This window comes from Actinomadura xylanilytica, assembly GCF_030283145.1.
GTDB classification, from domain to species: Bacteria; Actinomycetota; Actinomycetes; order Streptosporangiales; family Streptosporangiaceae; genus Spirillospora; species Spirillospora xylanilytica.
This window is the reverse complement of sequence record NZ_JASNWE010000003.1, coordinates 102,507-126,410: the sequence shown is the minus strand read 5'-3', so window position 1 is coordinate 126,410 and position 23,904 is coordinate 102,507. Positions and strand designations below refer to the sequence as shown.

The following is a 23,904-nucleotide window of genomic DNA, read 5'->3' as shown; positions in this document are numbered from 1 at the left end:
TCTCCAATGGCCCGGGGGAACGGACGGGGTCCGGCTGCGCGGCCGGACGGCCTGTCATCGATCGCGTCCGGCGAGATGGGCCTCGGCGCCGTGGCGGGGCAGGTGGAATCCCGCCGGCCGGACCGGGTGCTCGGAGGTGCGCGGCAGGGGCGGCGCCGCCTGCCGGACGTCGTCAAGCGCGACCATCGACGTCTCCGTCCTGGTACTGCACGAGCTCCACCAGCAGACCGGCCGGACGCCGCGCGTACAGGAACGCCACGCGCATGCCGGGCCGCGCGCCCGAGCAGGCGACGTGGTCGACGGCGGTGAAGCCGTGCCCGCGCAGCCGGTCCAGCTCCGCTTCCAGGTCGTCCACGCCGAACGCCACGTGGTACAGCCCGGGGCCGTGCTGCTCCAGCCGCCCGGCGACCGAGGAATCGCTCCGAGACGCCGACACCAGCTCCACGGCGGGTTGTCCGATCCCGTCGGAGTAGTGCCAGAACTCGCACGCGACCCCGTAGTCGTCGGCGGTCCCGCGGTCCGACACCGTCATTCCGAGAGCCGTCAGGAAGGGCGCGACCCCCTCGGGGTCATCGGTCGCCATGCCGATGTGGTCGATGCCGAGGATCACCTGTGGCTCCGATCGTAGGGACGGCGCTCGGGAGGGCCGGGAAGGGGTGTCGCCGTGGCGCGTCGCCGCAGGCTCAGATAGGCCAGCGCGGCGCCCGTCACCATCAGCGGCCAGATCAGGTAGGGGCCGGACATCAGCAGCAGCACCGCCACCGCGCCGAACGCGATCAGCGCCGCGGTCCGTCCGGGACTGCGACGCGGCAGCAGGCGGATGGCCGCGGCCACGCCCACCGCGTACACCGTGACGAACGAGCCGGCGGTGAGCTGCACCAGCGGTCCGGTGCCGAGACCCGCGACCGCGACGATCCCCAGCGCCAGGAACGACATCGTGGAGTTGGCCAGCAGGCTCCGCCTGGGCACCTCACCGGCGACGCTGCCGCGCGCGAGCACCTTCGGAAAGGCCCCGTCGCGCCCGAGGGCCGCGCCCAGCTTGGCTCCCGCGGCGTAGTAGGCGTTCATCGCGCCCAGGGTGAGCAGCAGTGCGGCGGCGGCGGCGAGCCAGCGGGAGCCGCCGCCCATCCCGCGCGCCATCAGCTCCCCGAGCGGGGCCTCGGTGTCGGCCGCGCCCGTGCCGAGCACCGCGATCGTCGCGAACGCCACCAGCAGGTACAGCAGCCCGACCAAGGCGACCGCTGAACCGGTGGCGCGCGGCAGGTCACGCCCCGGGCGGCGGAACTCGGCGGCCAGGTGGGTGATCGCCTCCCAGCCCGCGAAGCTCCATACCAGCAGGGACGCGGCGGACCCGACCGCCGCCCAGCCGTGCGGGGCGAACGGGGTGAGGTTGTCCCAGCGCGCCTCGGGCAGCGACAGCCCGACCGACACCAGCAGCAGCGTGACCAGCAGCGCGGCCAGCCCGAGTTGAAACCGTCCCGAGACATGGAGGCCGACCGTGTTGGCCGCGGTCACCACCGCCATGAGCGCTACGGCGGTGCCGAGCACCGCGGCGGTTCCGCCGCCGACCGCGGCCTCCACGTACGCGCCGCCGAACAGCGCCGCGGCGGCTGCGCCCGGCGGCACCGCGAAGTAGAAGCACCAGCCGACCACGGCGGCGGCCCGTTCGCCGAACGCCAACCGCGCGTACGTGGACACCCCTCCGGCGTCCGGATGCCGTGCGCCGAGTGCGGCGAAGGTCGCCGCCAGTGGAACCGACAGCGCCACGAGCGCGAGCCAGGCCACCAGTGACGCCGGTCCGGCCGCCTCGGCCGCCAGGGCAGGCAGCGCGATCACACCGGTCCCGAGCACGGCGCCCACGTACATCGCGGTGCCCTGACCGAGGGTGAGCCGGCCCGTGGGCGCACTGGACTCCGTTGTCGTCACGGCACCCAGCGTCCGGCAGGCCCGGCCGAACCACCAGCGACAGAACAGCCGACATGCGCTAAATTCCTGCCATGGGCGGACACCTCGTCGGGTTGGCGGTGACGGTCGGCACCCCGGTCTTCGAGCTGGCCGTCCCCTTCGAGGTCTTCGGCACCGACCGCAGCGACATCGTCGACCCGTGGTACCGGTTCCAGGTGTGCACCGCCGAGCCGGGCCCGCTCCCGTCCACCCAGGGCATGAGCCTGAACGCGGCGCACAGCTTCGACGATCTGCTGGACGCCGACACCGTCATCGTGGCCGCGCTGGCCCGCCCGGTCCAGCTGGATCCGCCGCAGAGCCTGGTGAAGGTCGTACGGGAGGTGCACCGGCGCGGCGGCCGGATCGTGTCGCTGTGCACCGGCGCGTACGTGCTCGCCGCCGCGGGACTGCTGGACGGCCGCACCGCGACGACGCACTGGATGAACTCCAGCGACTTCGCCCACCGCTTCCCCGAGGTGGATCTCGACCCGGTCCCGCTGTACATCGACCACGGCGACGTCATCACCACGGCCGGCTCGGGAGCGGCCATCGACACGTGCCTCCACCTGCTGCGCCAGGACCACGGAGCGGCCGTCGCCAACGAGGTCGCCCGCCGTATGGTCGTCCCCCCGCACCGCGAGGGAGGCCACCCCCAGTGCACAAGACCCGTCGTCACTCACGAGCCGACCGACGACCTGGCGCCGGTACTCCAATGGGCGCGCGAACGCCTGAACCAGCCGCTCAGTGTCCCCGAACTGGCCCGCCTGGCCCAGATGGGCGAACGCACCTTCGCCCGCCGCTTCCGCGAAACACTGGGCATCACGCCGCTCCAGTGGCTGCTGCAACAGCGCATCCGCCTGGCCCAGGAACTCCTGGAGACCTCCGACAGGCCGGTCGAGCAGATCGCCCGGGACACCGGCTTCGGCACCGCGGCCAACCTCCGCTACCACTTCGGCCGAACGACGGGCATGTCTCCCCAGTCGTACCGCCACATCTTCCGCTTCCGCTCAGCCGCCGCAGTCAACGTCCGCTGAACCGGCCCGCGCGGCCTCGGCCCCGTCGCTTCCGCGCGACGTCGAGGCCGACGAGGCCGCGGTCTTCGGCGTCGCCCAGGAGGGTGCCGAGCAGGGACCGGGCGTCGGCGGCGGTGCGCCCGTCGCGGCTATCGCCGGGGGATCACCGCTTCGGAGATGTCCGCCACCGGCAGGCCGTAGGCGCGGCGGGCATTGTCGTAGAAGAAGCGGTGGGCGTCGGCGGCGCCGGCCGTCGAGGCCACCAGCTCACGCACGGTGCCGAGCAGTCCCTCGTGGCTGACCGTTATCGCGTCCATCGGCATGTTGGAGCCGAATACCAGTCGCTCCCAGCCCCACGCGTCGACGGCGAGTTCCAGCCACGGCCGGACCGCATCAGCGGTGATCTCGGTCAGGAGCATGCCGAGGCCAGAGAACTTGCACGTCCAGCCGGTGGCGGCAGCCGCCTTCCGCATCGCGCCCGCCCAGCGGGCCCGTCCGTCCTGGCCGGCGTCTTCGGGGGAACCGAGGTGCTCGAGCACGACGGTCAGGTCCGGGAACGCCTCGAGGGCCCGCACCCATGCCGGCAGCGACGCCGGACCGGCGACGAGGTCGAAGACCAGTCCCCTTCGGTCGAGCCATGACAGGATCGCGTCGCCGGCGGCCGATCCGGGCTCGAGTCCGCCGAAGACGCGGACGCCGCGGAACCGGGGGTCCTCCGCTTGCAGGTCGAGGTGGGCGAGCAGGTCGGCGACCGGCAGGCGGGGGTCGACGGATCTCAATGCATCGTCAGGCTGCCGCTGACGCTCAGCGTCTGTCCGGTGACATAACCGGAGGCGGGGCTGCCGAGCCACGCAACGGTCGAGGCCACCTACCCGTTGGAGCGCTGCAAGACGAGTGTGTCGCGCTCTACCTTCACGGACTGCGCCCGTAGCCGACCGAGCCCGGTGAGGCGCCGGTGGAGGCGGCGGACGCCGGCCCGAGCGCGACCGCGATGGTCAGCGCGCCTCGCCCGTAGGTGCCGCTTTCGCCAAGAATGTGCAGGTGGGGGATGTACAGGGCGGCATGCCTGTTGTTAAGGTCACACTTCACATCAGCGGAACGAGTGTTCCGCTGGGCGGATCGCCTCGGGTGAAGGGATTGGTCCATGCGTTCAGGGTCAGGTCCGGGGGAGGCGGCCCCGCGCGGGCGACTCGGCACGATGACGGCGATGCCGGTGTTCGACGACGAGAGCCACCTCGACTTCGTCGAGGGACTGCGTCGCTTCACCCTGAGGGAGATCAATCCTGTGGCGGCCGAAGCGGTCCGGGAACGCGTCGCCGAACGGCGTCCGGAGAGTCTGGAGGACCTGCGGGCCGCCGCCGAGTCCGTGCCGCTGGTGGGGCTGCGGAACCGGTTGCTGCGCTCCACCCAGGACATGAACTGGGCACGGGTGGCGGCCGGCTACGAACGGCTGCGCCCGGCGCTGGAGGCGGAGCTGGACGACGCCGCCGGACGCGGCCCCGGACGCATCGAACTCGCCGAGGACTGGGAGCACCCGGCCTACTCCGCCGACGTCCACTTCCACCGCCAGCCCGGCGGTTACCACGATGAGTCGCTCGCCGGATACGTCTACCACTACGGCACGAAGGTCTTCCACCTCGGGACCAACGACCGCGACGAGAGCAAGATCGCCCGCGCCCGCGAGGTCCCCGCGCCCGCCGACGGCTCGGTCACGCGCGTCCTGGACATCGCCTGCTCCGTCGGCGCGATGACCGTGGCGTTCAAGGACCGCTGGCCGGACGCGGAGGTGTGGGGGATCGACTCCGCCGCGCCGCTGCTGCGGTACGCGCACGCGCGCGCCGTCCGGCTCGGCGCCGACGTCGTCTTCGCCCAGCGGCTGGCCGAGGACCTGCTCTTCCCTGACGGCACCTTCGACGTCGCCTACCTCGGCACGATCCTGCACGAGGTCCCTTGGGACGTCGCGCTGCGCGCGGTCGCCGAGGCGCGGCGGGTGCTGCGGCCCGGCGGGGTCCTCGTCGTCCACGAGATGCGCCAGCCCGACGACCCGCCCGAGCCGTGGGCGACCTACGACCGCGACTTCGACACCCGCTTCAACGGCGAGCCGTTCGCGTTCCGGTTCGTGCACGGCGGGATCGGCGCCGAACTGGAGCGGCTGTTCTCCTCGGTGGAGTTCACCAACGGCCGGACCGCGACCTGGGTGTGCGCGGCATGACCGAGGACACCGGGAACTGGCGGGTGGACGGCCCGCAGCCCCTCGGCGCCTTCGTCGGCGAGGGCGTCAACGACCAGCTCATGCAGATCAGCGTCCAGCTCGCCGCCGAGCTGTGGGTGACGCGGCGCCGCCTGGCCGCGCTGGAGTCCCAGCTCGTGGCCGGAGGCCTGGTCGTGTCGCCGGACGCGATCGAGCCGGACGCCGCCGGCGGAGCCGGCGAAGGCAGTGCGGTCGGCGGAGCCGGCGAAGGCAGTGCGGTCGGCGGAGCCGGCGAAGGCAGTGCGGTCGGCGGAGCCGGCGAAGGCAGTGCGGTCGGCGGAGCCGGCAAAGGCAGTGCCGCCGGCGGAGCCGGCGGGAGTAGTGCGGTCGGCGGGACCGGCGACCGGGCGGAGCGGGACGCTTACGTCCGGCGCGTCTTCGGCGGGCTGATCGCGTGACGGTCAGGGTCGGGGTCGTGGTGCCGTCCGCGAACCCCACCGTCGAACCCGAGACCCGGCGGCTGCTGCCACTGGGCGTCGTCCCGTACGTGGCGCGGATGGCGGCGCCGCCCGGCCTGGATCTGCACGCCCGCCTCGACTGGTACCGCGACAACGCGGGCGAGGCGATCGCGTCCCTGACCGGGTTGGACCTGGCGGCCGTGCTCGTCGCCTGCACCGGTGCGACCTACCCGCTCGGCCCGGACGGCGACCGGGAGTGGTCGGCCGGGCTCGCGCGGCGGTTCGGCGTCCCCGTCGTCACCTCGGCGGGCGGGCTGGCCGGCGCGCTGCGCGCCGCCGCCGCCGACCGCGTGTCGGTCGTGTCGCCCTACCCGTCCTGGCTCACCGAGCAGTGCGCCGGGTTCTGGCGCGCCGCCGGGATGCGTGTGGACGTGCACGACGTCCAGGGCGGACGCCCCATCTACGCCACCGGTGACGGTGACGTCCGCGACGCGGTGCGGGCCGCGCTGCGCTCCGGCGCCCCCGGGCACGCCGTCGTGGTGGCGGGCACCGGCGCCGCCAGCCTCGACGTGCTCGACGAGCTGACCCCGGCCCGCTCGCTGCTGCTGTCGTCCAATCTCGCCGGGACGTGGGCGCTGCTGCACGCGGCGGACGCGTCGTCGACGCTCGCGGCCGCGACCGGAGCGCTGGCCCGGCTGATCCAGGAGACCCGATGACCGAGCCCGTGATCGTCGTCGGCGCGGGGCCGGTCGGCCTGGCCGCCGCACTCGCCCTGGCCGCCGAGCGGGTGCCCGCCGTCGTGCTGGAGGCCGAGCGGGCCGGGGTCCGCAAGGAGTGGCGCGGCTCGACGCTGCACCCGCCGACGCTGGCGCTGCTCGACCGGATCGGCGCCGCCTCCGACGCCGTCGCCCACGGCGTCCGCGTGGACCGGCTTCAGTTCCGCGACCTGCAACTGCCCGACCGCGCGACCTTCTCCTACGGAGTGCTGGAGGGCCGGACGCCGTTCCCGTTCCGCGTCCAGTACGAGCAGTACAAGTTGCTGCGGCTGCTGCGCGAGCTGGCCGAGGCGTCCCCGGACGTGGACCTGCGTCAGGAGCACCGCGTCACCGGGCTGACCGGCGCGGACGAGGGCGCGGCGGCAGCGGTCGTGACGCTGGCCGATGGCACGCGCCTGACCGCGCCGTACGTCGTCGCCGCCGACGGGGCGCACAGCGTGCTGCGCAAGCTCGCCGGGATCGGCTTCCCCGGCGACACCTACCCGTCGCAGAGCCTGGTCGCCGCCACGCCGTTCCCCTTCGAGACCGTCGTGGACGACCTCGGTCCCGTCTCCTATTGGAGCGGTCCCAACGGACGGCTGTCCCTCATCCGCACCCCGGACGTGTGGCGCGTCGCGGTCAGTACCACCGCCGGTGTCACCGCGTCCGCCGACGGGACCGGCGGGCCGCACCCGGAACTGGCCGCCGCCCTCGACCTGCTCGTCGGGGACCGGAGCTGGGCCGGCAGCCCGCTCCAGCAGCACCAGCTCTACCGCAGCCACCAGCGGGTGGCCGACCGGTTCCGGGCCGGACGCCTGCTGCTGGCGGGCGACGCCGCCCACCTGTCCAGCACGACCGGTGGGATGGGGCTGAACTCGGGCGTCCACGACGCGTTCGATCTCGCCGCCCGGCTCGGCCCCGCGCTGCGGGCGGGCGGCGACGGCGACGGCGACGCCGAGGCGGACGCGTACGCGTCCGCTCGCCGGGACGCCGCCGTCCGCATCGTCCAGCCCGCGACCCGGACCGTCCGGGCGGGGGTCGACGCGACCGGCCGGGACGCCCGCCTCGCCCGGCTCCGGGACCTGGCCGCGACCGCCGCCGACCCGGTGGCGGGCACCCGCCACCTGAGCGCCCTGAGCATGCTCGACGCAGTCGAAGGAGTGAGCCGTTGACCGCCGTCCTGTCGCCCATCACGGGCGAGGTGATCGAGGACGTCCCCGCGACGACTCCGCGCGGCCTGGACGCCGTCCTGCGCGCCGCCGAGGACGCCGCGCCGCGCTGGCGGGCCGTCCCGGCGTCCGAACGGGGCCGCCTGCTGGTGGAGATCGGCCGCCGGATGCGGGCGCGCGCCGCCGGGATCGCCGACCTGGAGACGCTGAACACCGGCAAGCTGCCCGCCGACACCCGCCGCGAGGCCGACCGCGCCGCCGCCTGCTTCGAGTACTACGGCGGCTGGGCGGACAAGGCGCACGGCACGGTGGTGCCGGTCCCGGGCCCGTTCCACACCTACACGACGCGCGAGCCGTACGGGGTCGTCGCGGGCGTCATCCCGTGGAACGTCCCGTACTTCTTCGCCGCGAAGAAGATCGCGCCCGCGCTCGCGTTCGGCAACGTCGTCGTCCTCAAACCGGCCGCCGAGACCCCGCTCACCGCCCTGCTGCTCGGCCGGATCGTCGCCGAGGTCCTCGCCGAGGCCGGGCATCCGGAGGGCGTCGCGCAGGTCGTGCACGGCGACGGCGACCTCGGCCGCGCGCTCGTCGAGGACCCCCGCGTCAAGCTCGTGGTGTTCACCGGCTCGGACGCCACCGGCGCCCGCGTCGGCGCCGCCGCGGCGGCGCACTTCGCCCCGTCCGCGCTGGAGCTGGGCGGCAAGTCCCCGCAGCTGGTGTTCGCCGACGCCGACCTGGACGCCGCGGCGGCCGGGATCGTGGAGGGCTTCACCGGATCGTGCGGGCAGATGTGCATCGCCGGATCGCGCCTGTACGTGCAGCGCGAGGTGTACCCGGACGTCCTGGAGCGCGTCGCGCGGCGCGTCGGGGACCTGCGCGTCGGAGACCCGCGCGAGCCCGGCACCCAGGTCGGGCCGCAGGTCACCGCCGTCCAGGCCGCCAAGACGCGGGCCTTCGTCAGCGAGGGCGCCGCCCGGGGCGCGCACATCGTCGCGCAGGCCGGGACGCCCGCCGGGGCCGGGCTGGCGGGCGGCAACTGGGTCGCGCCGACGGTCTTCAGCGGTGTCGCCGCCGGAGACCCGCTGCTCACCGAGGAGGTCTTCGGGCCGGTGCTGTGCGCCGCGCCGTTCGACGACGAGGGCGACGCCGTCCGCCTCGCCCACGCCACCCGGTTCGGGCTCGGCGCGGGCGTGTGGACCGGCGACCCGGGACGCGCCCACCGCCTCGCCGACGCCCTCCGCGTCGGGACGGTCTGGGTGAACACCTACCGCGTCCTGTCCGACCTCGTGCCGTTCGGCGGGGTCGGCGCGTCCGGCTACGGGCGCGAGGGCGGCACCGACGCCGTCCACCTCTACACCTGGACCAAGAGCGTGTGGTTCTCCACCGCGCCCGGCGTCCCCGACGGTTACCGGAAGGACTGACATGCGTCCCGCACTCGCGCCCGAGACCGCGCACCGCGACGGCGTCTTCCTGGACGGACGCCTCGTCCCGGCCCGGTCCCGAGCGGTCCTCGAGGTCGTCTCGCCGTCCGACCGGACGGTCATCGGCAGCGTTCCGGACGGGTCCGCCGCCGACGTGGACGCGGCCGTCGCGTCCGCCCGCGCCGCCTTCCAGGACCCGCGCGGCTGGCGCGCCTGGGAGCCCGCCGACCGCGCCGCCGCGCTCGAGCGGCTCGCCGACCTGCTCCAAGAGCGCGACGCCGAGATGACCGTCCTGCTCGCCCACGAGATCGGGCGGCCGGTCGGCGGCCCGCCCGCCCGCGCGAACCGCGCCTCGGAGCTACTGCGCTACTACGCGGGGATCGCCCGCGCGCTCGTCGTGGACGAGCTGCGCCCGGTGCCGGAACGGCGGGGTCCGGGCAGCGTCCGGCGCTCGATCGTGCGCCGGGGCCCGCGCGGGGTGACGGCGGCGATCGTGCCCTACAACGGGACGCTTCCGATGGGCATGTACAAGATCGGCCCGACCCTCGCGCTGGGCGGTACGGTGGTGCTGAAACCGCCCCCCCAGGCACCGCTGGAGGCCTTCCTGTTCGCCGAGTGCGCCGTCGCGGCCGGCCTTCCACCGGGCGTCGTCAACGTGGTCACCGGCGGCCGGGAGACCGGTGCGGCCCTCGTCGGCCATCCGGGCGTCGACATCGTCGGCTTCACCGGTTCGTCGGAGGCGGGACGGCACATCGCCGCCCGCTGCGCCGCCTCGCTCACGCCCGTGGTCCTCGAACTCGGCGGCAAGTCCGCCGCCGTCCTGCTGGACGACGCCGACCTGGACCGCTTCACCGCCGCGCTGCCGTTCCTCGCCTACACCTTCAGCGGGCAGAACTGCTTCATCCAGAGCCGCATCATCGTCCCGCGCGCCCTGCTCGCGGAGGTCGCCGACCGCGTCGCCGCGGTGTCGGCGGCGCTGCCCGTCGGCGACCCGTTCGACCCGGCGACGCGGCTCGGCCCGCTCATCTCGGCCGCGCACCGCGACCGCGTCGAGGGGCTGATCGCGGCGGGCCGGGCCGAGGGCGCCCGGCTGGTGTCGGGCGGCGGGCGCCCGCCCGGCCTGGACGCCGGGTTCTACCTGACGCCCGCCGTGTTCACCGACGCGCGCAGCGACATGCGGATCTGCCAGGAGGAGGTCTTCGGACCCGTCGTGACGCTCATCCCGGCGTCGGGCGAGGACGAGGCCGTCGCGATCGCCAACGACACCGACTTCGGCCTGGCCGGGTCGGTGTGGAGCGCCGACGAGTCCCGCGCCCTCGCGGTGGCTGCGCGCCTGGACACCGGGACGGTCGGCGTCAACGGGTTCGGCTTCAACACGGCCGCGCCGTTCGCGGGGCGCCGGTCGAGCGGGCTCGGCACCGAACTCGGACCCGAGGGCTTCGAGGCGTATGTCCAATACCAGAGCTTCCATCTGGTCGGCTGAGGGGATGTCCACTGTGAGCGTCAAGGGCGGCGCCGACGGCGTCGAACCGGTCAAGGGGCAGACGGTCACGGGAGTCGACCGGGTCCTCGACATCCTCATCCACCTCGGCGAGGCGGGGCGGCCCACGCTCGGCGTCACCGAGATCGCCGAAGGGCTCGGGCTGTCCAAGGCGGTCGTCCACCGCAGCCTGACGAGCTGCCGCGCCAAGGGCTTCATCACGTTCCATCCCTCGACCCGCCGCTACAGCCTCGGCCCCCGCATCGTCAGCCTCGCGCTCGGCTACCTCGACCGCATCGACATCCGCGCTGAGGCGCGGCCGGTCCTCACCCGGCTGTCGCGGGAGACCGACGAGACGGCCACGCTGTCCACCCGCTCGGGCTGGAACCGCGTCTACGTCGACCAGGTCACCCCCGACCGCGACGTGAAGATGATGGTGCAGCTCGGCGCGGCGTTCCCGCTGCACGCGGGCGCGTCGTCCAAGGCGTTCCTGGCGTTCCTGGACCCCGCCGAACGCGAGCAGTACCTGACCTCGCAGCCCATGAGCAGGCTGACGGGCAAGACCATCACCCGGCGCCCCACCCTGCGCGACGAGCTGGCGCACATCGCCGAGGTCGGCTATGCGATCTCCTACGGTGAGCGCGATCCGAGCGCGGGCTCGGTGGCCGCGCCGGTGTTCGGCCCCACCGGGACGCCGCTCGCCGTGATCTCGATCGCCGGACCGCTGGAACGGTTCCGCGGTGAGGCCGACCGCCTGGTGGACCTGCTGCAGAAGGCCGCCGCCGGACTGACCGCGCAGGTCGGCGGGCAGGCCGGCGGCGCGCGGCCGCAATGATCGCGTCAGTCACCGTCGTCACCGCCGATCTGGACGCCGCCGTCGCGGTGTACCGGGACGGGGTCGGGCTGGAGCCGGGTGCGGAGCACCGGGTGTCCGGCGCGCCGCTGCCCGAGCTGGACGGGCGCCGCTCGGTCGTGCTGTCCGGCACCGGCACCGGCGGCGCGGTCCACGTCGTGGAGCTTCCGGGGGCGCGGGCGCCCGAGCCGCTCACCACGCTCGGCTGGGCCGCCGCCGAGATCCTCGTGGCCGACGCCGACGAGGCGACCGCGCGGGCCCGCGCCGCCGGGCTGCGCGTGCTGGCCGAGCCGCGTCCGGTCGGGGCCGGGGGAGGGCTGCGGGCCGTCCAGGTCGCGGGCCCGGCCGGGGAGGCGCTCTACCTGACGCAGGTGGACCGCGCCCCGGAGGGGTTCACGCTGCCGAGCCCCTGCGGGCCGGTGGGCCCGGTGTTCATCGCCGTGCTGGCGTCGGAAGACCTGGAGGAGTCGCGTGCGGCGCTGGAAGGCCGCCTGCCCGCACGGCGGGTGACGGACCATCCGCTGCCGGTGCGGGCGTTGAACGCGCAGCTCGGCCGCCCTGAGGGGACGCTGCACCGCGTCAGCACGCTCCAGCTTCCAGGGTGCTGCGCCGTGGAGGTGGACCAGTACCCCGCGGGCGACCCGGCCGTTCGGGTCCGGAGGTCCCCATGGGACGGCGGGATCGTCGCCGTCACGCTACGCGGGGACGGGCCCGGCGGAATATGGACCGTTCCCGGTGCCGGCGGCGCGCTGGTGGCGTCCGGCTGATCCGCCCGTGCCGCCCGCGCGCGCGGGCGGTTCGGCTTGATCATCCAAAAAGAGGCCAATCTGGCCTGTTACCTGCACGTTTCTTCTTCTTTGAACTCTTGACACTGTGGCGTACCTCATTCTACCGTTCCACTGAGCGAGTTAATCGTTCCGCCCAGTGGAACAAAATGGAGGGCTGGCTTGTGCGTAGAAGCATTGCAGTGCAGGGCGGAATGGTCCTCGTCCTGGGAATTGCGCTCAGCGCGTGCGGTGGCGGCGGCGGTACCAAGGCCGCCGGTGAGCAGACGCTCAAGGTTGGTGTCGACTCACTCCCCGCCTCCCAGGGGAACCCGTTCAACTCGGCGGTCTCCCCGGGGGTCTACACCTACGCCGCGATCTACGATCCGCTGACGTTCGTGGACGCGACGGGCCAGGTGAAGCCGTGGCTGGCGACCGAGTGGAAGAACACCTCCGACACCACGTGGAATTTCACGATCCGTGACGGTGTCACGTTCTCCAACGGCGAGACGCTGACCGCCCAGGGCGTCGCGGACGTCGCGAACTACCTGAAGCAGAACCCCGAGGTCAAGCAGTCGGTCGTCGCCAACGACCTGGCGACGATCAAGTCCGCGAAGGCGCTGGACGGGAAGACGGTGGAGTTCACGACGTCCGTCAAGGACCCGGTGCTGCCCAACAAGCTGACCGAATTGCTGATCCCGGCGCCGAAGGCCCTCGCCGAGGGAGGCGTGAAGGGCATCGCCGCCAAGCCGGTCGGCACGGGGCCGTTCCAGGTCGAGAACTGGGGCGGCAACAAGATCACCTTTACCGCGTTCGAGAAGTCCTGGCGCGCGCCGAAGGCGGGCGGCCTGGAGATCCAGGCGATGCAGGACCCGGCCTCACGGCTCCAGGCCCTCCAGTCCGGCCAGGTGGACCTCATCACCGGCGTCTCGCCCGACCAGGTCGACCAGATGAAGGGCGCGACCCAGGCCGAGGTCAGCCTCGGCAACCAGGTCATGTCGCTGGCGTTCCGCACCGTCAAGGGCAAGGACCCGGTCGACTCGCCGCTCACCGACAAGAAGGTCCGGCAGGCCCTCAACTACGCGGTGAACAAGCAGGGGATCGCCGACAACCTGCTGCTCGGCAAGGCCGAGCCCGTCGGCCAGGGCCCGACCGAGAAGGTCGTCGGCCACAACCCGGACGTGCAGGCGTACCCCTACGACCCGGCCAAGGCCAAGGCGCTGCTGGCCGAGGCGGGCCACCCGAACGGCTTCGCGATGAGCGCCGACGTCGTCGTCGGGTCCTTCCCCGCCGACGCGGACATCTACCAGGCCGTCAAGCAGGACCTCGCCAAGGTCGGCGTCAACCTCACGCTCAACCAGATGACCTTCCCCAACTGGATGCAGCGGTACACGGGCAACTCCTGGAAGACCGAGGCGTTCGGCCTCTCCTGGAACGCGCTGCCCACCATGGACCCGACCCGGGCCATGACCAACTTCACCTGCCTGCGCGCGGCGACGTTCTTCTGCGACAAGCCGACCGCCGACCACCTGTCCGCCGCGCTCACCAACATGGACGCCGACAAGCGCGCGGCGCAGCTCCGCAAGGTCGTCGCCGAGATGCACGAGAACCCGCCCGCCCTGTACCTGGTGCACCAGATCACGATCGTCGGCAAGTCCGCCGGCCTCGAGGGCGCCAAGGACGACAACCGGTTCTTCCGCTACGACCAGATGGTCAAGAAGTGACGGACACCGCATCCGCTCCGGCGGTCACGGGCACCCCCGTGGCCGCCGGGCGGCCGGCCCGCCCGCCGGGACGCGCCGGCCGGCTGGCCCGCATGCTCGCCTCCCGGCTGTCCCAGCTCGTCCTGCTGCTGTTCGCGGTGTCCACGCTGCTGTTCTTCCTGCTGCGGCTCACCGGCGACCCGGCGACGACACTCGCGGGCCAGGACGCCACCCCCGACCAGGTGGAGGCCGTCCGCGAGCAGTACGGCCTGGACGCTCCGCTCGCCAAGCAGTACGCGACGTTCATCCTCCGGGCCGCCCAGCTCGACTTCGGCACCTCCGTCCAGTCCGGCGCGAACGCGCTCACCGAGGTGCTGGACCGGCTGCCCGCCACGCTCCAGCTCGCACTGCTGGCCGTGCTGCTCAACATGCTGGTCGCGATCCCGTTCGGCGCGTGGATCGGATCGCGCTCCGACGGCCGCGCCCAGTCGATCGCCTCCGGGGTCGTCTTCGTCGGCCAGGGCATGCCCGGCTACGTCATCGGGCTCGTGCTCATCCAGGTCTTCGCCGTCCAGCTCGGGCTGCTGCCGAGCATCGGCAACGCCTCGGCCTCGGCGGCGATCCTGCCCGCGGTGTCGCTCGCGGCGTTCCTCGTCCCGCGGCTGACCCGCGTCGTGTCGGCCAACGTCGCCGAGACCATGGACGAGGACTTCGTCCGGACGGCCCGCGCCGCCGGGGCGTCCCGGCACACCGTCATTCTGCGGCACGTGCTGCCGAACGCCCTGCTCGGCGCCGCCGCCCTCGTCGGCACCCAGCTCGCGATCCTGGTCTCCGGCGCGCTGATCATCGAGGTCATCTTCGCGTGGCCCGGCCTCGGCGCCCTGATGATCAACTCGGTGCAGCAGCTCGACTTCCCGATCGTGCAGGCCGCCGTGTTTACGATCGCGGGCCTGGTGTTCCTGACGAACATGGCCACCGACGCCCTGCTCGGCATCCTCGACCCCCGCCTGCGGAGGCAGCGATGACAGCGGTCCGAGAAGAGGCCCCGCGCGGGCTCGTGCGGCGGCGCCTGGTCCCACGGCGGCCGGGGGTGGAGTCGGCGCGGCTGATCGCGGGCCTCGCCATCGCGGCCGTGCTCGTCGGCGGGACGATCGTCGCGCTGCTGTTCGGCAACATCACCGGCGTCGCCACCAGCGTCGAGGCGCGGCTGCTGTCCCCCGGCGAGGCCGGGCACCTGCTCGGCACCGACGGCGTCGGCCGCGACCTGGTGACCTGGACGATCGCCGGGTTCGGCTGGACGGCCTCGGTCGCCGCCACCGGCGCGTGCATCGTCACCGTCATCGGCCTGACGCTCGGCGTTCTCGCCGGGTCGACCACCGGCTACGCCCAGGCCGCGATCTCCCGCGTCATCGACGTGTGCCTGTCGCTGCCCTACCTCGTCATCGCCGTCGCGCTGATGGCGGCGGTCGGCCGCGGGTTCCTGCCGCTGTCGATCACTCTCGGCGTGGTGAGCTGGCCCGTCTTCGCCCGGGTGGTCTACGCCGAGACGCGCGGCCTGATGCAGCGCGAGTACGTGCGGGCGGCCAGGCTCCTCGGCGTGACCCGGCCCCGCATCCTGCTCGCCCACGTCCTGCCCGGCCTGCGGCACACGATCATGGTGATGTGGGCGTTCGTGTTCGCCGACCTGCTGGTCGCCGAGAGCGGGCTGTCCTTCCTCGGCATCGGCTCGCCGCTCGGCTCGCCCTCGCTCGGCAACATGCTGGCCGAGGGCCGCCAGCACCTGGTCGGGTCGCCGCTGCTGGTGCTCGTGCCCGCCGCCGTCATCGTGCTGGCCGTGACCGCCGCCAACCTCATCGGCGACGGCATGGCCGCCCGCAGCCGGGCCCGCCTGAAGTCGGTGCGCCCGTGACCGCCGCGCCCGTCGAACCCAGGGAGCAGACGATGGACGAAGCCGTCCTCGACGTCGACGGCCTCTCGGTCGTCCACGGCGGCGACACCCGGATCGTGCAGGACGTGTCGTTCCGCCTCGGACGCGGCGAGATCCTCGGACTCGTCGGCGAGTCCGGGTCGGGCAAGTCCCTCACGGCGCTCAGCCTGATGGGGCTGCTGCCGCCGGGCCTGTCGCGGACCGGCACCGTCCGGCTGCGCGGGGAGGACCTCACCGGACACTCCGAGAAGCAGATGGAGCGCGTCCGCGGCGCGCAGATCGGGATGGTGTTCCAGGACCCCATGACCGGGCTGAACCCGGTGCGCCGGATCGGGTCGGTGCTGGTGGAGACGGTCCGGCGGCACCAGGACGTGTCCCGCGCCGCCGCCCGCGAGAAGGCCGTCGAGGCGCTCGCCGCGGTCGGCGTCCCCTCGCCGGGCGACCGCGTCCGGGCCTACCCGCACCAGCTCTCGGGCGGGCTGCGGCAGCGCGTGATGATCGCGCTGGCGCTGATCAACGAGCCGTCGGTCATCCTCGCCGACGAGCCGACCACCGCGCTCGACACGACCATCCAGGCGCAGATCACGCAGCTCATGCGGGACCAGATCCAGGCGCGCGGCGCGTCGATGGTCCTGATCACGCACGATCTCGGCGTCGCCGCCGAACTGTGCGACCGCGTCGCGGTCATGTACAGCGGCGGCGTCGTGGAGGAGGGCCCGACCCGCGAGCTGCTGCGCAACCCGCGGCACCCCTACACCGCGGCGCTGCTGGCGGCGGCGCCGAACTTCGACCGGTCGCGGACGCTCGCCGCGATCCCCGGTGCCCCGCCGTCGCCGTTCGCCCGCCCGGACGGCTGCCCCTTCCACCCGCGGTGCGACCGCGCGCAGGACGCGTGCTCCACGAAGGAGCCCGTCCTGACCGTGTCCGGTTCCGCCCGCCTGGCCTGCTGGAACCCTCATGACTGACACGCAGCGGCCCATCATGGAGATGAGCGGCGTCTCCGTCCGGTTCCCGGTCGGCGGGCGGACGCTCACCGCCGTCGACGACGTCTCGCTGGCGCTGTACCGCGGGCAGACGCTCGCGCTCGTCGGCGAGTCCGGATCGGGCAAGTCCACGGCCGCGACCGCGCTGATGCGCGCCACGACCCCGCAGGCCGGCCGCATCACCTTCGACGGCCGCGACATCACCCGGCTGCCCGAGCGGCGGCTGCGCCCGCTGCGCCGGCACTTCCAGATGATCCTCCAGGACCCGTACGCCAGCCTGGACCCGCGCATGACCGTCGCCCGCATCGTGGCCGAGCCGCTGCACGCCCACGGCTTCGGGACGCGGGAGCAGATCGGCGCCCGCGTCGCGGAGGTCCTCGCCCAGGTCGGGCTCCCCGCGTCGGCCGCGGGCCGCTACCCGGCGCAGTTCTCCGGCGGGCAGCGGCAGCGGATCTCGATCGCCCGCGCGCTGGCCGCCCGGCCCTCGGTGCTCGTCGCGGACGAGCCCGTCTCCGCCCTCGACGTGTCCATCCAGGCGCAGATCGTCAACCTCCTCGGCGAGGTGCAGAGGACCGACGACCTGGCGTTCCTGCTGATCGCGCACGACCTGTCGCTCGTCCACCACATCTCCGACCGCGTCGTCGTGCTGTACCTCGGGCGGGTGCTGGAGGAGGGGCCGACCACGTCGGTCGTCGCGTCGCCGCAGCACCCGTACACGGCGGCGCTGCTGTCGGCGACGCCGACGACCGAGGAGCGGCCGCGGGAGCGGATCGTGCTCTCGGGCGACCCGCCGTCGCCGATCGACCGGCCGCCCGGCTGCGTCTTCCACACCCGGTGCCCGGTCGCGCGCGCGGTGTGCGCGACCGACGTGCCGCCGCTGACGGTGGCCGGGGACCGCTCGGTGGCCTGCTTCTTCCCCGGCGAGGTGGATTCCGGACTCGGCCTTACGGAGGTTCGATGAACGCCGTCACACGCCAGGCGCGGGTGGACTTCGCGCTCGCGCTGCGCCAGCAGTGGGCGCGGTCGCTGTACCCGACGCTCGTCGGCCAGGCGGGCCCGGATCCGGACCGCGCGGCCGTCCACGCGGCGCCGGTGTACCCGTGGTTCGCATGGCTCGAGCGATCCGCGCAGAAGATGCTGTGGCGGGCGGTGGCGGGCGCGGTCGACGCCGAGGACCTGCCCGCGTCCGCGCCCGGCCTGGAGCTGGACCCCGGTCTGGAACTGCCCGCCTGGTACACCGGCGTGGACATTCACCTCCAGCCCGGCGGCGTGTGGAGCACCGACCACGCGGCCCTGGTGTACGAGGCGGGTGCCAAGCTCGTCATGCTGGGCGACAACGACGACTTCGCGTTCCACACCCTGTTCACCGACACCGCCGTCCCCGACCGGCCGTACCGGCGCATCGTCGACCTCGGCTGCGGGTTCGGCAAGAGCACCCGCCCGTTCAAGCGGCGCTGGCCGGACGCCGAGGTGATCGGCGTCGACCTGTCCGCGCCGGTGCTGCGGCTGGCCGCGCACCGCACGGCGGAGACCGGCATCCGGTACGTCCAGGCCGACGCCGCCGCCACCGGGCTGCCCGCGGGCTCGGCGGACCTGGTCACCGCGACGATGCTCGTCCACGAGCTGCCGCCGCCGGTGCTCGCCGACCTGCTCGCCGACGCCGCGCGCGTCCTCGCGCCGGGCGGGCTGCTGCGGATCCTGGACTTCCACCCGACCGGCGACCCCGTCCGCGACCTCGCGCTGGTCGAGCACGGTGACCGCAACAACGAGCCGTACCTGCCGATGCTGTTCGGCACCGACGTCCTCGCCCGGTGCGCGGAGGCCGGGCTCGCCGACGCGCGCTGGGTCGCGTTCGACGAGCGCGGCGCCGGACGGCTGGAGACGACGCGATGGCCCGACCGAGCCGAATGGCACTTCCCCTGGGCCGTCCTGGAAGCACGCAAGCCGGAGGACGCTCATGTCTGAACCCCTGCCCCCCGCGCCCGAACTCCGCGCCCTCGGCGCCGCCCAGGTGGACCAGCTCGCGGCCATGGTGTTCGAGCTGGCCGGCCAGCTGCACGAGGAGCGCGCGCGGGTGCGCGAGCTCGAGCGGCGGCTGGCGATGCCGTCCGGCACCGACCTGTCCGACGACCTGAACCGGTCGATCGCGCGGCTGCTCGCCGTCGCCGCCGAACGCGACGACGCCCGCGCGCCGCTCATCCCGACGGAGTCGGCCGGGGGGATGCGGGGGGTCGTCCCCCCTCGGGATTCACGGTTTCCGACGGAGTCGGCCGGGGGGATGCGGGGGGTCGTCCCCCCTCGGGAAGTACTGCCGGCCGACGAGACGAGGAGCTGACCATGGGACGCCCGTTCATCGAGTTCATCCAGTCGCAGGCCGTGCCGTGGCAGGACGGCCTGTACGGCCGCGACGGCTCGAAGGTGGACAGCAAGCCGCTCAGCCTGGACGAGGGGACCGGTGCGTCCAGCCTTCTCGTCCGCTACCCGGCCGGGTACACCCGCGGGGAGGGCGTCCACCACCTGGACGTGGACGAGGAGTTTCTCGTCCTGCACGGGTCGCTGACCGTCTCCGGCGTCGAGTACGGCAGGTACTCCTACGGGCACTTCCCCGCCGGGACGGCCACGTCCGGGGTCGCGTCGCGGACGGGCGCCGTGGTGCTCACGTTCTTCTCCGGCGAGCCGCGGCTCCGCGACGGCGAGGCCCCGGCCGGAATGCTCGACGAGCGCCGCCTCGTCACCAAGGTCGACGGGTTCGCCGGGGAGTGGGGCGGCAACTTCCACCCGACGTTCCCGCCCGGCGCCGGACGCAAGTTCCTGCGCCGCGACCCGGTCGACGGCGAGGAGACGTGGCTACTCGGCACGATGCCGCTGCGGTCGGGCCGCAAGCCGGAGAAGCACCCGGTCGTGGAGGAGATGTACCTGCTGGCCGGAGAGCTGGCCGGGCCGCTCGGCCTGATGCGCGCGGGCTGCTACTTCTGGCGTCCGCCGGAGGAGTGGCACGGTCCGTTCGGCTCGCCCACCGGCAACCTCATGCTGTTCCGCACCAAGGGCGGCCCGCTCAGCACCGTCTACACCGAGCACGACGTCGACTTCACCTGGACGCCCGAGCACCGGCCGATCCTGCCGCCCGACCTGGCGGTGCACGGCGCCGAGCCTCTCCCGGACCAGCCCGGCTGCCTCTGCTTCTGATGGGCGACCCGAGGGTGGAACGCCGGCTCGTCCGCACGCCGGAGGGGTACGTCCACCTGCGCGCGACGCCCGGCGACGGCCCGGACCTGCTGCTGCTGCACCAGGTGCCCGCGTCCGGGCGGATGTGGCTGCCGGTGATGCGGGAGCTGGCGCCGCTGCCGTGCGTCGCGCCGGACATGCTGAACCTCGGCGAGTCCGACGCCACGTCGCGGACGCTGAGCCTCGCCGAACACGCCGGCCTGCTGTGGGACGCCGTCCAGGAGGTGCGTCCCGGGCCGAAGGCCGTCGTCGGACACCACACCGGCGCGGCGCTGGCGGCGGTCATGGCCGCCGAGCACCCCGACGACGTCGTCGGGCTCGGGCTCGTCGGATACCCCGCCTACTCCGACTGGCGGACGAAGCTGGCCAAGTACGAGCGGCTGAATCCGGTCGCCGCCACGCCCGAAGGCGTCGCGGACGTGTGGCGGTTCATGGCGCGCGCGTTCGCCGACGGCGCCGACCCCGACCTGGTGTTCGAGGCGTTCGCGGACCGCGTCCGGGCCGGGCGCGTCTGGTACGAGGGCTACGTCGCGCTGTGGAACGCCGACCTGGGCGCCGTCCTCGCCGGGGCGCGGTCCCCGGGGCGTCCCACGGTCGTCGTCGCGCCCGACCGCGACGCCCTGTCGGGGCTGGCCGGTGAGGTCGGGGACGTCCTCGGCGCGCCCGTCACCCGCATCCCCGGCGGCACGTTCGTGCTCACCGAAGACCCGGCGGCGCTCGCGGCCGTCCTGGACGACCTGTGGAGGAACCTGTGACACCGACGTCGATCATCGTCGGCGCGGGCGCGGCCGGCATGATGGCCGCGCTCACCGCCGCCGGGCGGGGTGTGCCGGTCCTCGTCCTGGACGCCGCCGGCACGGTGGGCGGGTCGCTGAATATCTCGTCCGGGCAGCTCAGCGCGGCCGGGACGGTGCTCCAGCGGCGGCGCGGCATCACCGACTCGCCGGACGCGCACTACGCCGACGTCATGCGCATCAGCCGGAACACCGCAGACCCGGCGCTCGTGCGGCTCGCCGTCGACAACGCCGCCCGGACGCTGGACTGGCTGACCGAGAACGGCATGGAGTTCCTGCCGGAGCACCCCGTCGAGGGGTTCGCGCATGAGCCGTACACGGCGGCGCGCTACTACTGGGGACCCGACTTCGGCCGCTCCATCCTGCGGGTGCTGCGGCAGGCGTTCGACGCGCAGGTCGCCACGGGCCGCATCACGTTGTCGCTGAACACCACGCTCACCGGGCTGGTCCTGTCCGGCCGCCGCGTGACGGCCGTGACGGCGCGGACCCCCGGCGGCGTGCGCACGTACCCGGCGACGTCGGTGCTGCTGGCGACCGGCGGCTACAACGCCAACCCCGAGCTGTTCCGCGAGCTGAGCGGACACCCGGCCTACGGCGGCAACTCCTACCCGCACAACACCGGCGGCGGGCTCGAGGCGGCCCGCCGGGCAGGGGCGGCGCTGCGCGGCCACGAGAACTACCTCAGCTCCTTCGGCGTGGTCATGGATCGCCCCGGGCTCGGCGCGAAGATGGAGTTCCGCCACGTCCACCACCCGCAGGACCGCGCGCCCTGGGAGATCTACGTCAACACCGAGGGCCGCCGGTTCGTGGCCGAGGACGAGCCGAGCGTCGACGCCCGCGAGCACGCCCTGCTGGAGCAGCCCGAACTGCGCCGCTACGTCGTGTTCGACCTGCGGGTCCTGCGCGAGTCCACACCGATGATCACCGGCCGGACCAACGACGGGCTGCGGGACCTGTTCGACGTCCACCCGATGTTCACCAGCGCCCGCACGCTGGAGGGCCTCGCCGCGAGGACGGGGCTCCCGGTCGGCGCCCTCGCCGCGACCGTCACCGAGTACAACACCGCGCTCGGCTCCGGGCCCGACCCGTTCGGGCGGCGGCACCGGCCCGTCCCGCTGGTGGAGGGGCCGTTCTACGCGATCCGCGTCCAGGGTGCGTCGGTGACCAGCACCGTCGGCCTCGCCGTCGGCACCGACCTGCGCGTGCGGGACACCACAGGTGAGCCGTTCGCGAACCTCAGCGCCGCAGGCGAGCTGCTGGGCTCCGGGCAGCTCATGGGGAAGTCGTTCTGCGGCGGGATGATGGCGACCCCCGCGATGACCTTCGGGCTGCTGTACGGCCGGGCGCTGGCGGCCGAGGCCGGCGGACGCAGGTAGCCGGGGATTCAGCAAGAAGATCGGCGAGTAGCCCAGAGACGAGACTGGCGCCCCGCCCTCACACGGAGGGTGCGGAGCGCCGGTGCATCGCCTTTGAACTCTACGTGCCCAGGGCGATGGCCATCGGGCGATCCCAGCTATACAACCTGCCCGTGCGCTGCTGCTCGACGAGATGCACCTCGCCCACCTTGAAGGGGTGGAGTCCCGGTCGGTCCTCCAAGGCGTCGATGATCGGGCCTGCCGGGCCGGTGCCGTGGCTGTAGGCGACGGACACGTGTGGCGTCCAGTCCGGCTCGTCGGCGAGCTGGTGCGCGCGCACCGTCTCGGCAACGGACTCGCGGATGGCCAGTCGGACGGGATCCAGCGCGCGGGCCGGCCGGACGCTCAGCATCACCGCCTCGCTGTGGAACCACAGCTTCCCGATCTCCACCTCGATCGGATCCAGCATGGCCAACCGGCCGGCCACAGCGGTCGTCATGGCGTCGACCTCGGCAGGCGAGATCTCATCGCAGAATCCGGTGACCTGGGTGGTCATGTGCAGCCATTCCGGGGGCACGAAGTCAAGCCCTTCGAGCCCGGCGAGCTTGTCCTGATACTGCCGGACGAGATCCCGCACGGCCGGCTGGGAGTCGAGGAGAATATGCCAGACCAGGAGGCGGCGGCCGGGCCGTACTCCGGGACGCCACCACCAATGGTCGGACATGTGTTCGGGGAGTGGGCTCACGGGACCTCCGGGGTGGCGAGGGGCTTGTGCTCCAGCGATCCGGCCTGGAACACCCGGATCTTCTCACGCAGCTCGGTCGCGCTCCAATCTCCCTTGCACCGGCTGTGGGGGCACACCGTCTCCTCGCCGCCGGCGATCGGCGTGCCGGCGGTCGCGTCGTGCAGTACGGCGAGTGCGACCCGACCGGCCGCCATGACCTGGCATCAAGTAATAAACATGTAGACTGTAAGCATGGCTAATCAAGCGGATGCCCCTCCACCCACGGGCTACCTGCTCTGGCACGTGTCCCTGCGCTGGCGCGTCGCCATGGACCGCACCCTGGCGCCGCTCGGGCTCACGCACGCCCAGTACGCCGTCGTGGCGTCCCTGCACGCCATGGTCACGGGTGGCGTCCGGCCCAGCCAGCGGCAGCTTGCCGAGTACAGCGGGCTGGAGCCCATGTACATCTCCCGGCTGGTCCGCGCGCTGGAGCGTGCCGGGCTGGTGGAGCGCACCGACAACCCGGACGACCCCCGGGCCGTGCAGCTCGCGCTCACCCCGCGCGGCTCGGAGGTCGTGATGGACGCCGTCCCCGAGGTGCGCGAGCTGGAGGAGCGCTACCTGGAGCCGCTGGGCGGCCGTGACTCCGCGCGGAACGTCGAGCTGAGGCGCGCGTTGCAGACGCTGCTCGCGCATGCCGACACCCTGGGCGGGACCCCCGCGCCGGCCGCGTTCGGCCGGGCCGACGGCTGACGGCGGCACCGCGGACGGGCCCGGGTCACCGGCCCAGGTCGTCGAGCTGGGCCCACAGCCCGGACGCCTCCTCGCCGAGCGGCTCCCCGGGCACCAGGCGCTCGGGATGGGCCGGCGGCGGGAGCGAGGGAGTGGACGGCCCGTCCCCGGAGCGGGCCCCGGCGTCGGCCTCGTACTCCGCGATGTACCGCATGTACTGGCTCGGGGTCATCCCGAGCGTCCCGAGACCGGCGTGACCCAGCCCGATCAAGACGTAGCGCAGCACCCGGCGGAGCAGGCCCGATCCCATCACATCCTCCCATCCTGCGCGCCGCGCACCGTCGCGGGAGCACGGACGGAGTGTGCGGAACGCCGCTCAAGGGGCGGTGGAAGACCGGTGGGCGGATGCCGCG

At 73.5% G+C, this 23,904-nt stretch carries 26 protein-coding genes and 1 pseudogene; 20 read left to right on the top strand and 7 right to left on the bottom strand.

The annotated features are described in order from the left end of the window. Positions 1-54: 54 nt before the first annotated feature. From QP090_RS18590 to QP090_RS18580, 3 genes are read right to left on the bottom strand one after another with little or no spacing between them, the layout of a single operon-like run. The gene (locus QP090_RS18590) at positions 55-186 is read right to left on the bottom strand and encodes a hypothetical protein (protein ID WP_285940242.1); all 132 of its coding nucleotides are present in this window, start codon (positions 184-186) and stop codon (positions 55-57) included. After that, entirely contained in the window at positions 173-610 is a 438-nt protein-coding gene (locus tag QP090_RS18585) for a VOC family protein (RefSeq protein ID WP_285940241.1), read from the bottom strand. The genes QP090_RS18590 and QP090_RS18585 overlap by 14 nt, the downstream gene beginning before the upstream one ends. After that, the gene (locus QP090_RS18580) at positions 607-1,926 is read right to left on the bottom strand and encodes an APC family permease (protein ID WP_285940240.1); all 1,320 of its coding nucleotides are present in this window, start codon (positions 1,924-1,926) and stop codon (positions 607-609) included. Before QP090_RS18580 ends, QP090_RS18585 begins: the two co-directional genes overlap by 4 nt. Before the next feature lie 71 nt (positions 1,927-1,997). On the opposite strand from QP090_RS18580, the gene QP090_RS18575 reads away from it, so the two are divergent. Next, the gene (locus QP090_RS18575; protein ID WP_285940239.1) at positions 1,998-2,978 is read left to right on the top strand and encodes a GlxA family transcriptional regulator; all 981 of its coding nucleotides are present in this window, start codon (positions 1,998-2,000) and stop codon (positions 2,976-2,978) included. Between the two features lie 128 nt (positions 2,979-3,106). Here the strand turns inward: QP090_RS18575 and QP090_RS18570 are convergent. Beyond that, positions 3,107-3,868: pseudogene (locus tag QP090_RS18570) on the bottom strand (amidohydrolase family protein); the annotation flags it as partial. A 233-nt stretch (positions 3,869-4,101) separates the two neighbouring features. Here QP090_RS18570 and QP090_RS18565 point away from each other — a divergent pair. The 18 genes from QP090_RS18565 to QP090_RS18480 all read left to right on the top strand — a co-directional run bounded on the left by QP090_RS18565 (position 4,102) and on the right by QP090_RS18480 (position 22,056). After that, positions 4,102-5,169 carry a class I SAM-dependent methyltransferase gene (locus QP090_RS18565; protein WP_285940238.1) on the top strand — a complete coding sequence of 356 codons (1,068 nt, stop codon included), beginning with the start codon at positions 4,102-4,104 and terminating at the stop codon, positions 5,167-5,169. Continuing rightward, a complete protein-coding gene (locus tag QP090_RS18560; RefSeq protein ID WP_285940237.1) occupies positions 5,166-5,606 on the top strand; it encodes a hypothetical protein in 441 nt (146 codons plus the stop codon). The genes QP090_RS18565 and QP090_RS18560 overlap by 4 nt, the downstream gene beginning before the upstream one ends. After that, entirely contained in the window at positions 5,603-6,322 is a 720-nt protein-coding gene (locus QP090_RS18555; protein WP_285940236.1) for a maleate cis-trans isomerase family protein, read from the top strand. The genes QP090_RS18560 and QP090_RS18555 overlap by 4 nt, the downstream gene beginning before the upstream one ends. After that, positions 6,319-7,533, top strand: a complete 1,215-nt coding sequence (locus QP090_RS18550) for an FAD-dependent oxidoreductase (RefSeq protein ID WP_285940235.1) — start codon at positions 6,319-6,321, stop codon at positions 7,531-7,533. Before QP090_RS18555 ends, QP090_RS18550 begins: the two co-directional genes overlap by 4 nt. Then, entirely contained in the window at positions 7,530-8,951 is a 1,422-nt protein-coding gene (locus QP090_RS18545; protein WP_285940234.1) for an aldehyde dehydrogenase family protein, read from the top strand. Before QP090_RS18550 ends, QP090_RS18545 begins: the two co-directional genes overlap by 4 nt. Position 8,952: 1 nt before the next feature. Then, on the top strand, positions 8,953-10,434 hold the full coding sequence (locus QP090_RS18540) for an aldehyde dehydrogenase family protein (protein ID WP_285940233.1): 1,482 nt from the start codon (positions 8,953-8,955) through the stop codon (positions 10,432-10,434). Positions 10,435-10,438: 4 nt separating this feature from the next. Next, positions 10,439-11,266, top strand: a complete 828-nt coding sequence (locus tag QP090_RS18535; protein WP_285940232.1) for an IclR family transcriptional regulator — start codon at positions 10,439-10,441, stop codon at positions 11,264-11,266. Continuing rightward, positions 11,263-12,051, top strand: a complete 789-nt coding sequence (locus QP090_RS18530) for a VOC family protein (protein ID WP_285940231.1) — start codon at positions 11,263-11,265, stop codon at positions 12,049-12,051. The genes QP090_RS18535 and QP090_RS18530 overlap by 4 nt, the downstream gene beginning before the upstream one ends. Positions 12,052-12,251: 200 nt before the next feature. Continuing rightward, the gene (locus QP090_RS18525) at positions 12,252-13,772 is read left to right on the top strand and encodes an ABC transporter substrate-binding protein (RefSeq protein ID WP_285940230.1); all 1,521 of its coding nucleotides are present in this window, start codon (positions 12,252-12,254) and stop codon (positions 13,770-13,772) included. After that, positions 13,769-14,776, top strand: a complete 1,008-nt coding sequence (locus QP090_RS18520; protein ID WP_285940229.1) for an ABC transporter permease — start codon at positions 13,769-13,771, stop codon at positions 14,774-14,776. Before QP090_RS18525 ends, QP090_RS18520 begins: the two co-directional genes overlap by 4 nt. Continuing rightward, positions 14,773-15,660 carry an ABC transporter permease gene (locus QP090_RS18515; RefSeq protein ID WP_285940228.1) on the top strand — a complete coding sequence of 296 codons (888 nt, stop codon included), beginning with the start codon at positions 14,773-14,775 and terminating at the stop codon, positions 15,658-15,660. Before QP090_RS18520 ends, QP090_RS18515 begins: the two co-directional genes overlap by 4 nt. A gap of 32 nt (positions 15,661-15,692) precedes the next feature. Beyond that, entirely contained in the window at positions 15,693-16,643 is a 951-nt protein-coding gene (locus tag QP090_RS18510; RefSeq protein WP_285940227.1) for an ABC transporter ATP-binding protein, read from the top strand. Continuing rightward, the gene (locus QP090_RS18505) at positions 16,636-17,622 is read left to right on the top strand and encodes an ABC transporter ATP-binding protein (protein WP_285940226.1); all 987 of its coding nucleotides are present in this window, start codon (positions 16,636-16,638) and stop codon (positions 17,620-17,622) included. The genes QP090_RS18510 and QP090_RS18505 overlap by 8 nt, the downstream gene beginning before the upstream one ends. Next, positions 17,619-18,626, top strand: coding sequence for a class I SAM-dependent methyltransferase (locus QP090_RS18500; protein WP_285940225.1), 1,008 nt, complete (start codon positions 17,619-17,621; stop codon positions 18,624-18,626). Before QP090_RS18505 ends, QP090_RS18500 begins: the two co-directional genes overlap by 4 nt. After that, on the top strand, positions 18,619-18,996 hold the full coding sequence (locus QP090_RS18495; RefSeq protein ID WP_285940224.1) for a hypothetical protein: 378 nt from the start codon (positions 18,619-18,621) through the stop codon (positions 18,994-18,996). The genes QP090_RS18500 and QP090_RS18495 overlap by 8 nt, the downstream gene beginning before the upstream one ends. Positions 18,997-18,998: 2 nt before the next feature. Then, complete coding sequence (locus QP090_RS18490) at positions 18,999-19,847, top strand: cupin domain-containing protein (protein ID WP_285940223.1); 849 nt, start codon at positions 18,999-19,001, stop codon at positions 19,845-19,847. Continuing rightward, on the top strand, positions 19,847-20,641 hold the full coding sequence (locus QP090_RS18485) for an alpha/beta fold hydrolase (RefSeq protein WP_285940222.1): 795 nt from the start codon (positions 19,847-19,849) through the stop codon (positions 20,639-20,641). The genes QP090_RS18490 and QP090_RS18485 overlap by 1 nt, the downstream gene beginning before the upstream one ends. Continuing rightward, positions 20,638-22,056: an FAD-dependent oxidoreductase gene (locus tag QP090_RS18480; protein ID WP_285940221.1), complete on the top strand. Its 1,419-nt coding sequence runs from the start codon at positions 20,638-20,640 to the stop codon at positions 22,054-22,056. Before QP090_RS18485 ends, QP090_RS18480 begins: the two co-directional genes overlap by 4 nt. A gap of 100 nt (positions 22,057-22,156) precedes the next feature. Here QP090_RS18480 and QP090_RS18475 read toward each other — a convergent pair whose 3' ends face one another. Together QP090_RS18475 and QP090_RS18470 are read right to left on the bottom strand one after the other, a co-directional pair. Beyond that, on the bottom strand, positions 22,157-22,780 hold the full coding sequence (locus QP090_RS18475) for a 2'-5' RNA ligase family protein (RefSeq protein ID WP_285940220.1): 624 nt from the start codon (positions 22,778-22,780) through the stop codon (positions 22,157-22,159). After that, entirely contained in the window at positions 22,777-22,974 is a 198-nt protein-coding gene (locus QP090_RS18470) for a hypothetical protein (RefSeq protein ID WP_285940219.1), read from the bottom strand. The genes QP090_RS18475 and QP090_RS18470 overlap by 4 nt, the downstream gene beginning before the upstream one ends. Before the next feature lie 37 nt (positions 22,975-23,011). On the opposite strand from QP090_RS18470, the gene QP090_RS18465 reads away from it, so the two are divergent. Beyond that, the gene (locus QP090_RS18465) at positions 23,012-23,512 is read left to right on the top strand and encodes a MarR family winged helix-turn-helix transcriptional regulator (RefSeq protein WP_285940218.1); all 501 of its coding nucleotides are present in this window, start codon (positions 23,012-23,014) and stop codon (positions 23,510-23,512) included. A gap of 25 nt (positions 23,513-23,537) precedes the next feature. Here QP090_RS18465 and QP090_RS18460 read toward each other — a convergent pair whose 3' ends face one another. Then, entirely contained in the window at positions 23,538-23,801 is a 264-nt protein-coding gene (locus QP090_RS18460) for a DUF6059 family protein (protein WP_285940217.1), read from the bottom strand. Positions 23,802-23,904 lie beyond the last annotated feature (103 nt).

Bases quoted from the DNA above. Each gene is read 5' to 3' on its own strand.
- QP090_RS18590 (WP_285940242.1), bottom strand. From the start codon at position 186: ATGGTCGCGCTTGACGACGTCCGGCAGGCGGCGCCGCCCCTGCCGCGC.
- QP090_RS18575 (WP_285940239.1), top strand. From the start codon at position 1,998: ATGGGCGGACACCTCGTCGGGTTGGCGGTGACGGTCGGCACCCCGGTC.
- QP090_RS18565 (WP_285940238.1), top strand. From the start codon at position 4,102: ATGCGTTCAGGGTCAGGTCCGGGGGAGGCGGCCCCGCGCGGGCGACTC.
- QP090_RS18560 (WP_285940237.1), top strand. From the start codon at position 5,166: ATGACCGAGGACACCGGGAACTGGCGGGTGGACGGCCCGCAGCCCCTC.
- QP090_RS18550 (WP_285940235.1), top strand. From the start codon at position 6,319: ATGACCGAGCCCGTGATCGTCGTCGGCGCGGGGCCGGTCGGCCTGGCC.
- QP090_RS18540 (WP_285940233.1), top strand. From the start codon at position 8,953: ATGCGTCCCGCACTCGCGCCCGAGACCGCGCACCGCGACGGCGTCTTC.
- QP090_RS18535 (WP_285940232.1), top strand. From the start codon at position 10,439: ATGTCCACTGTGAGCGTCAAGGGCGGCGCCGACGGCGTCGAACCGGTC.
- QP090_RS18530 (WP_285940231.1), top strand. From the start codon at position 11,263: ATGATCGCGTCAGTCACCGTCGTCACCGCCGATCTGGACGCCGCCGTC.
- QP090_RS18515 (WP_285940228.1), top strand. From the start codon at position 14,773: ATGACAGCGGTCCGAGAAGAGGCCCCGCGCGGGCTCGTGCGGCGGCGC.
- QP090_RS18510 (WP_285940227.1), top strand. From the start codon at position 15,693: ATGGACGAAGCCGTCCTCGACGTCGACGGCCTCTCGGTCGTCCACGGC.
- QP090_RS18505 (WP_285940226.1), top strand. From the start codon at position 16,636: ATGACTGACACGCAGCGGCCCATCATGGAGATGAGCGGCGTCTCCGTC.
- QP090_RS18500 (WP_285940225.1), top strand. From the start codon at position 17,619: ATGAACGCCGTCACACGCCAGGCGCGGGTGGACTTCGCGCTCGCGCTG.
- QP090_RS18495 (WP_285940224.1), top strand. From the start codon at position 18,619: ATGTCTGAACCCCTGCCCCCCGCGCCCGAACTCCGCGCCCTCGGCGCC.
- QP090_RS18490 (WP_285940223.1), top strand. From the start codon at position 18,999: ATGGGACGCCCGTTCATCGAGTTCATCCAGTCGCAGGCCGTGCCGTGG.
- QP090_RS18485 (WP_285940222.1), top strand. From the start codon at position 19,847: ATGGGCGACCCGAGGGTGGAACGCCGGCTCGTCCGCACGCCGGAGGGG.
- QP090_RS18470 (WP_285940219.1), bottom strand. From the start codon at position 22,974: ATGGCGGCCGGTCGGGTCGCACTCGCCGTACTGCACGACGCGACCGCC.
- QP090_RS18465 (WP_285940218.1), top strand. From the start codon at position 23,012: ATGGCTAATCAAGCGGATGCCCCTCCACCCACGGGCTACCTGCTCTGG.
- QP090_RS18460 (WP_285940217.1), bottom strand. From the start codon at position 23,801: ATGGGATCGGGCCTGCTCCGCCGGGTGCTGCGCTACGTCTTGATCGGG.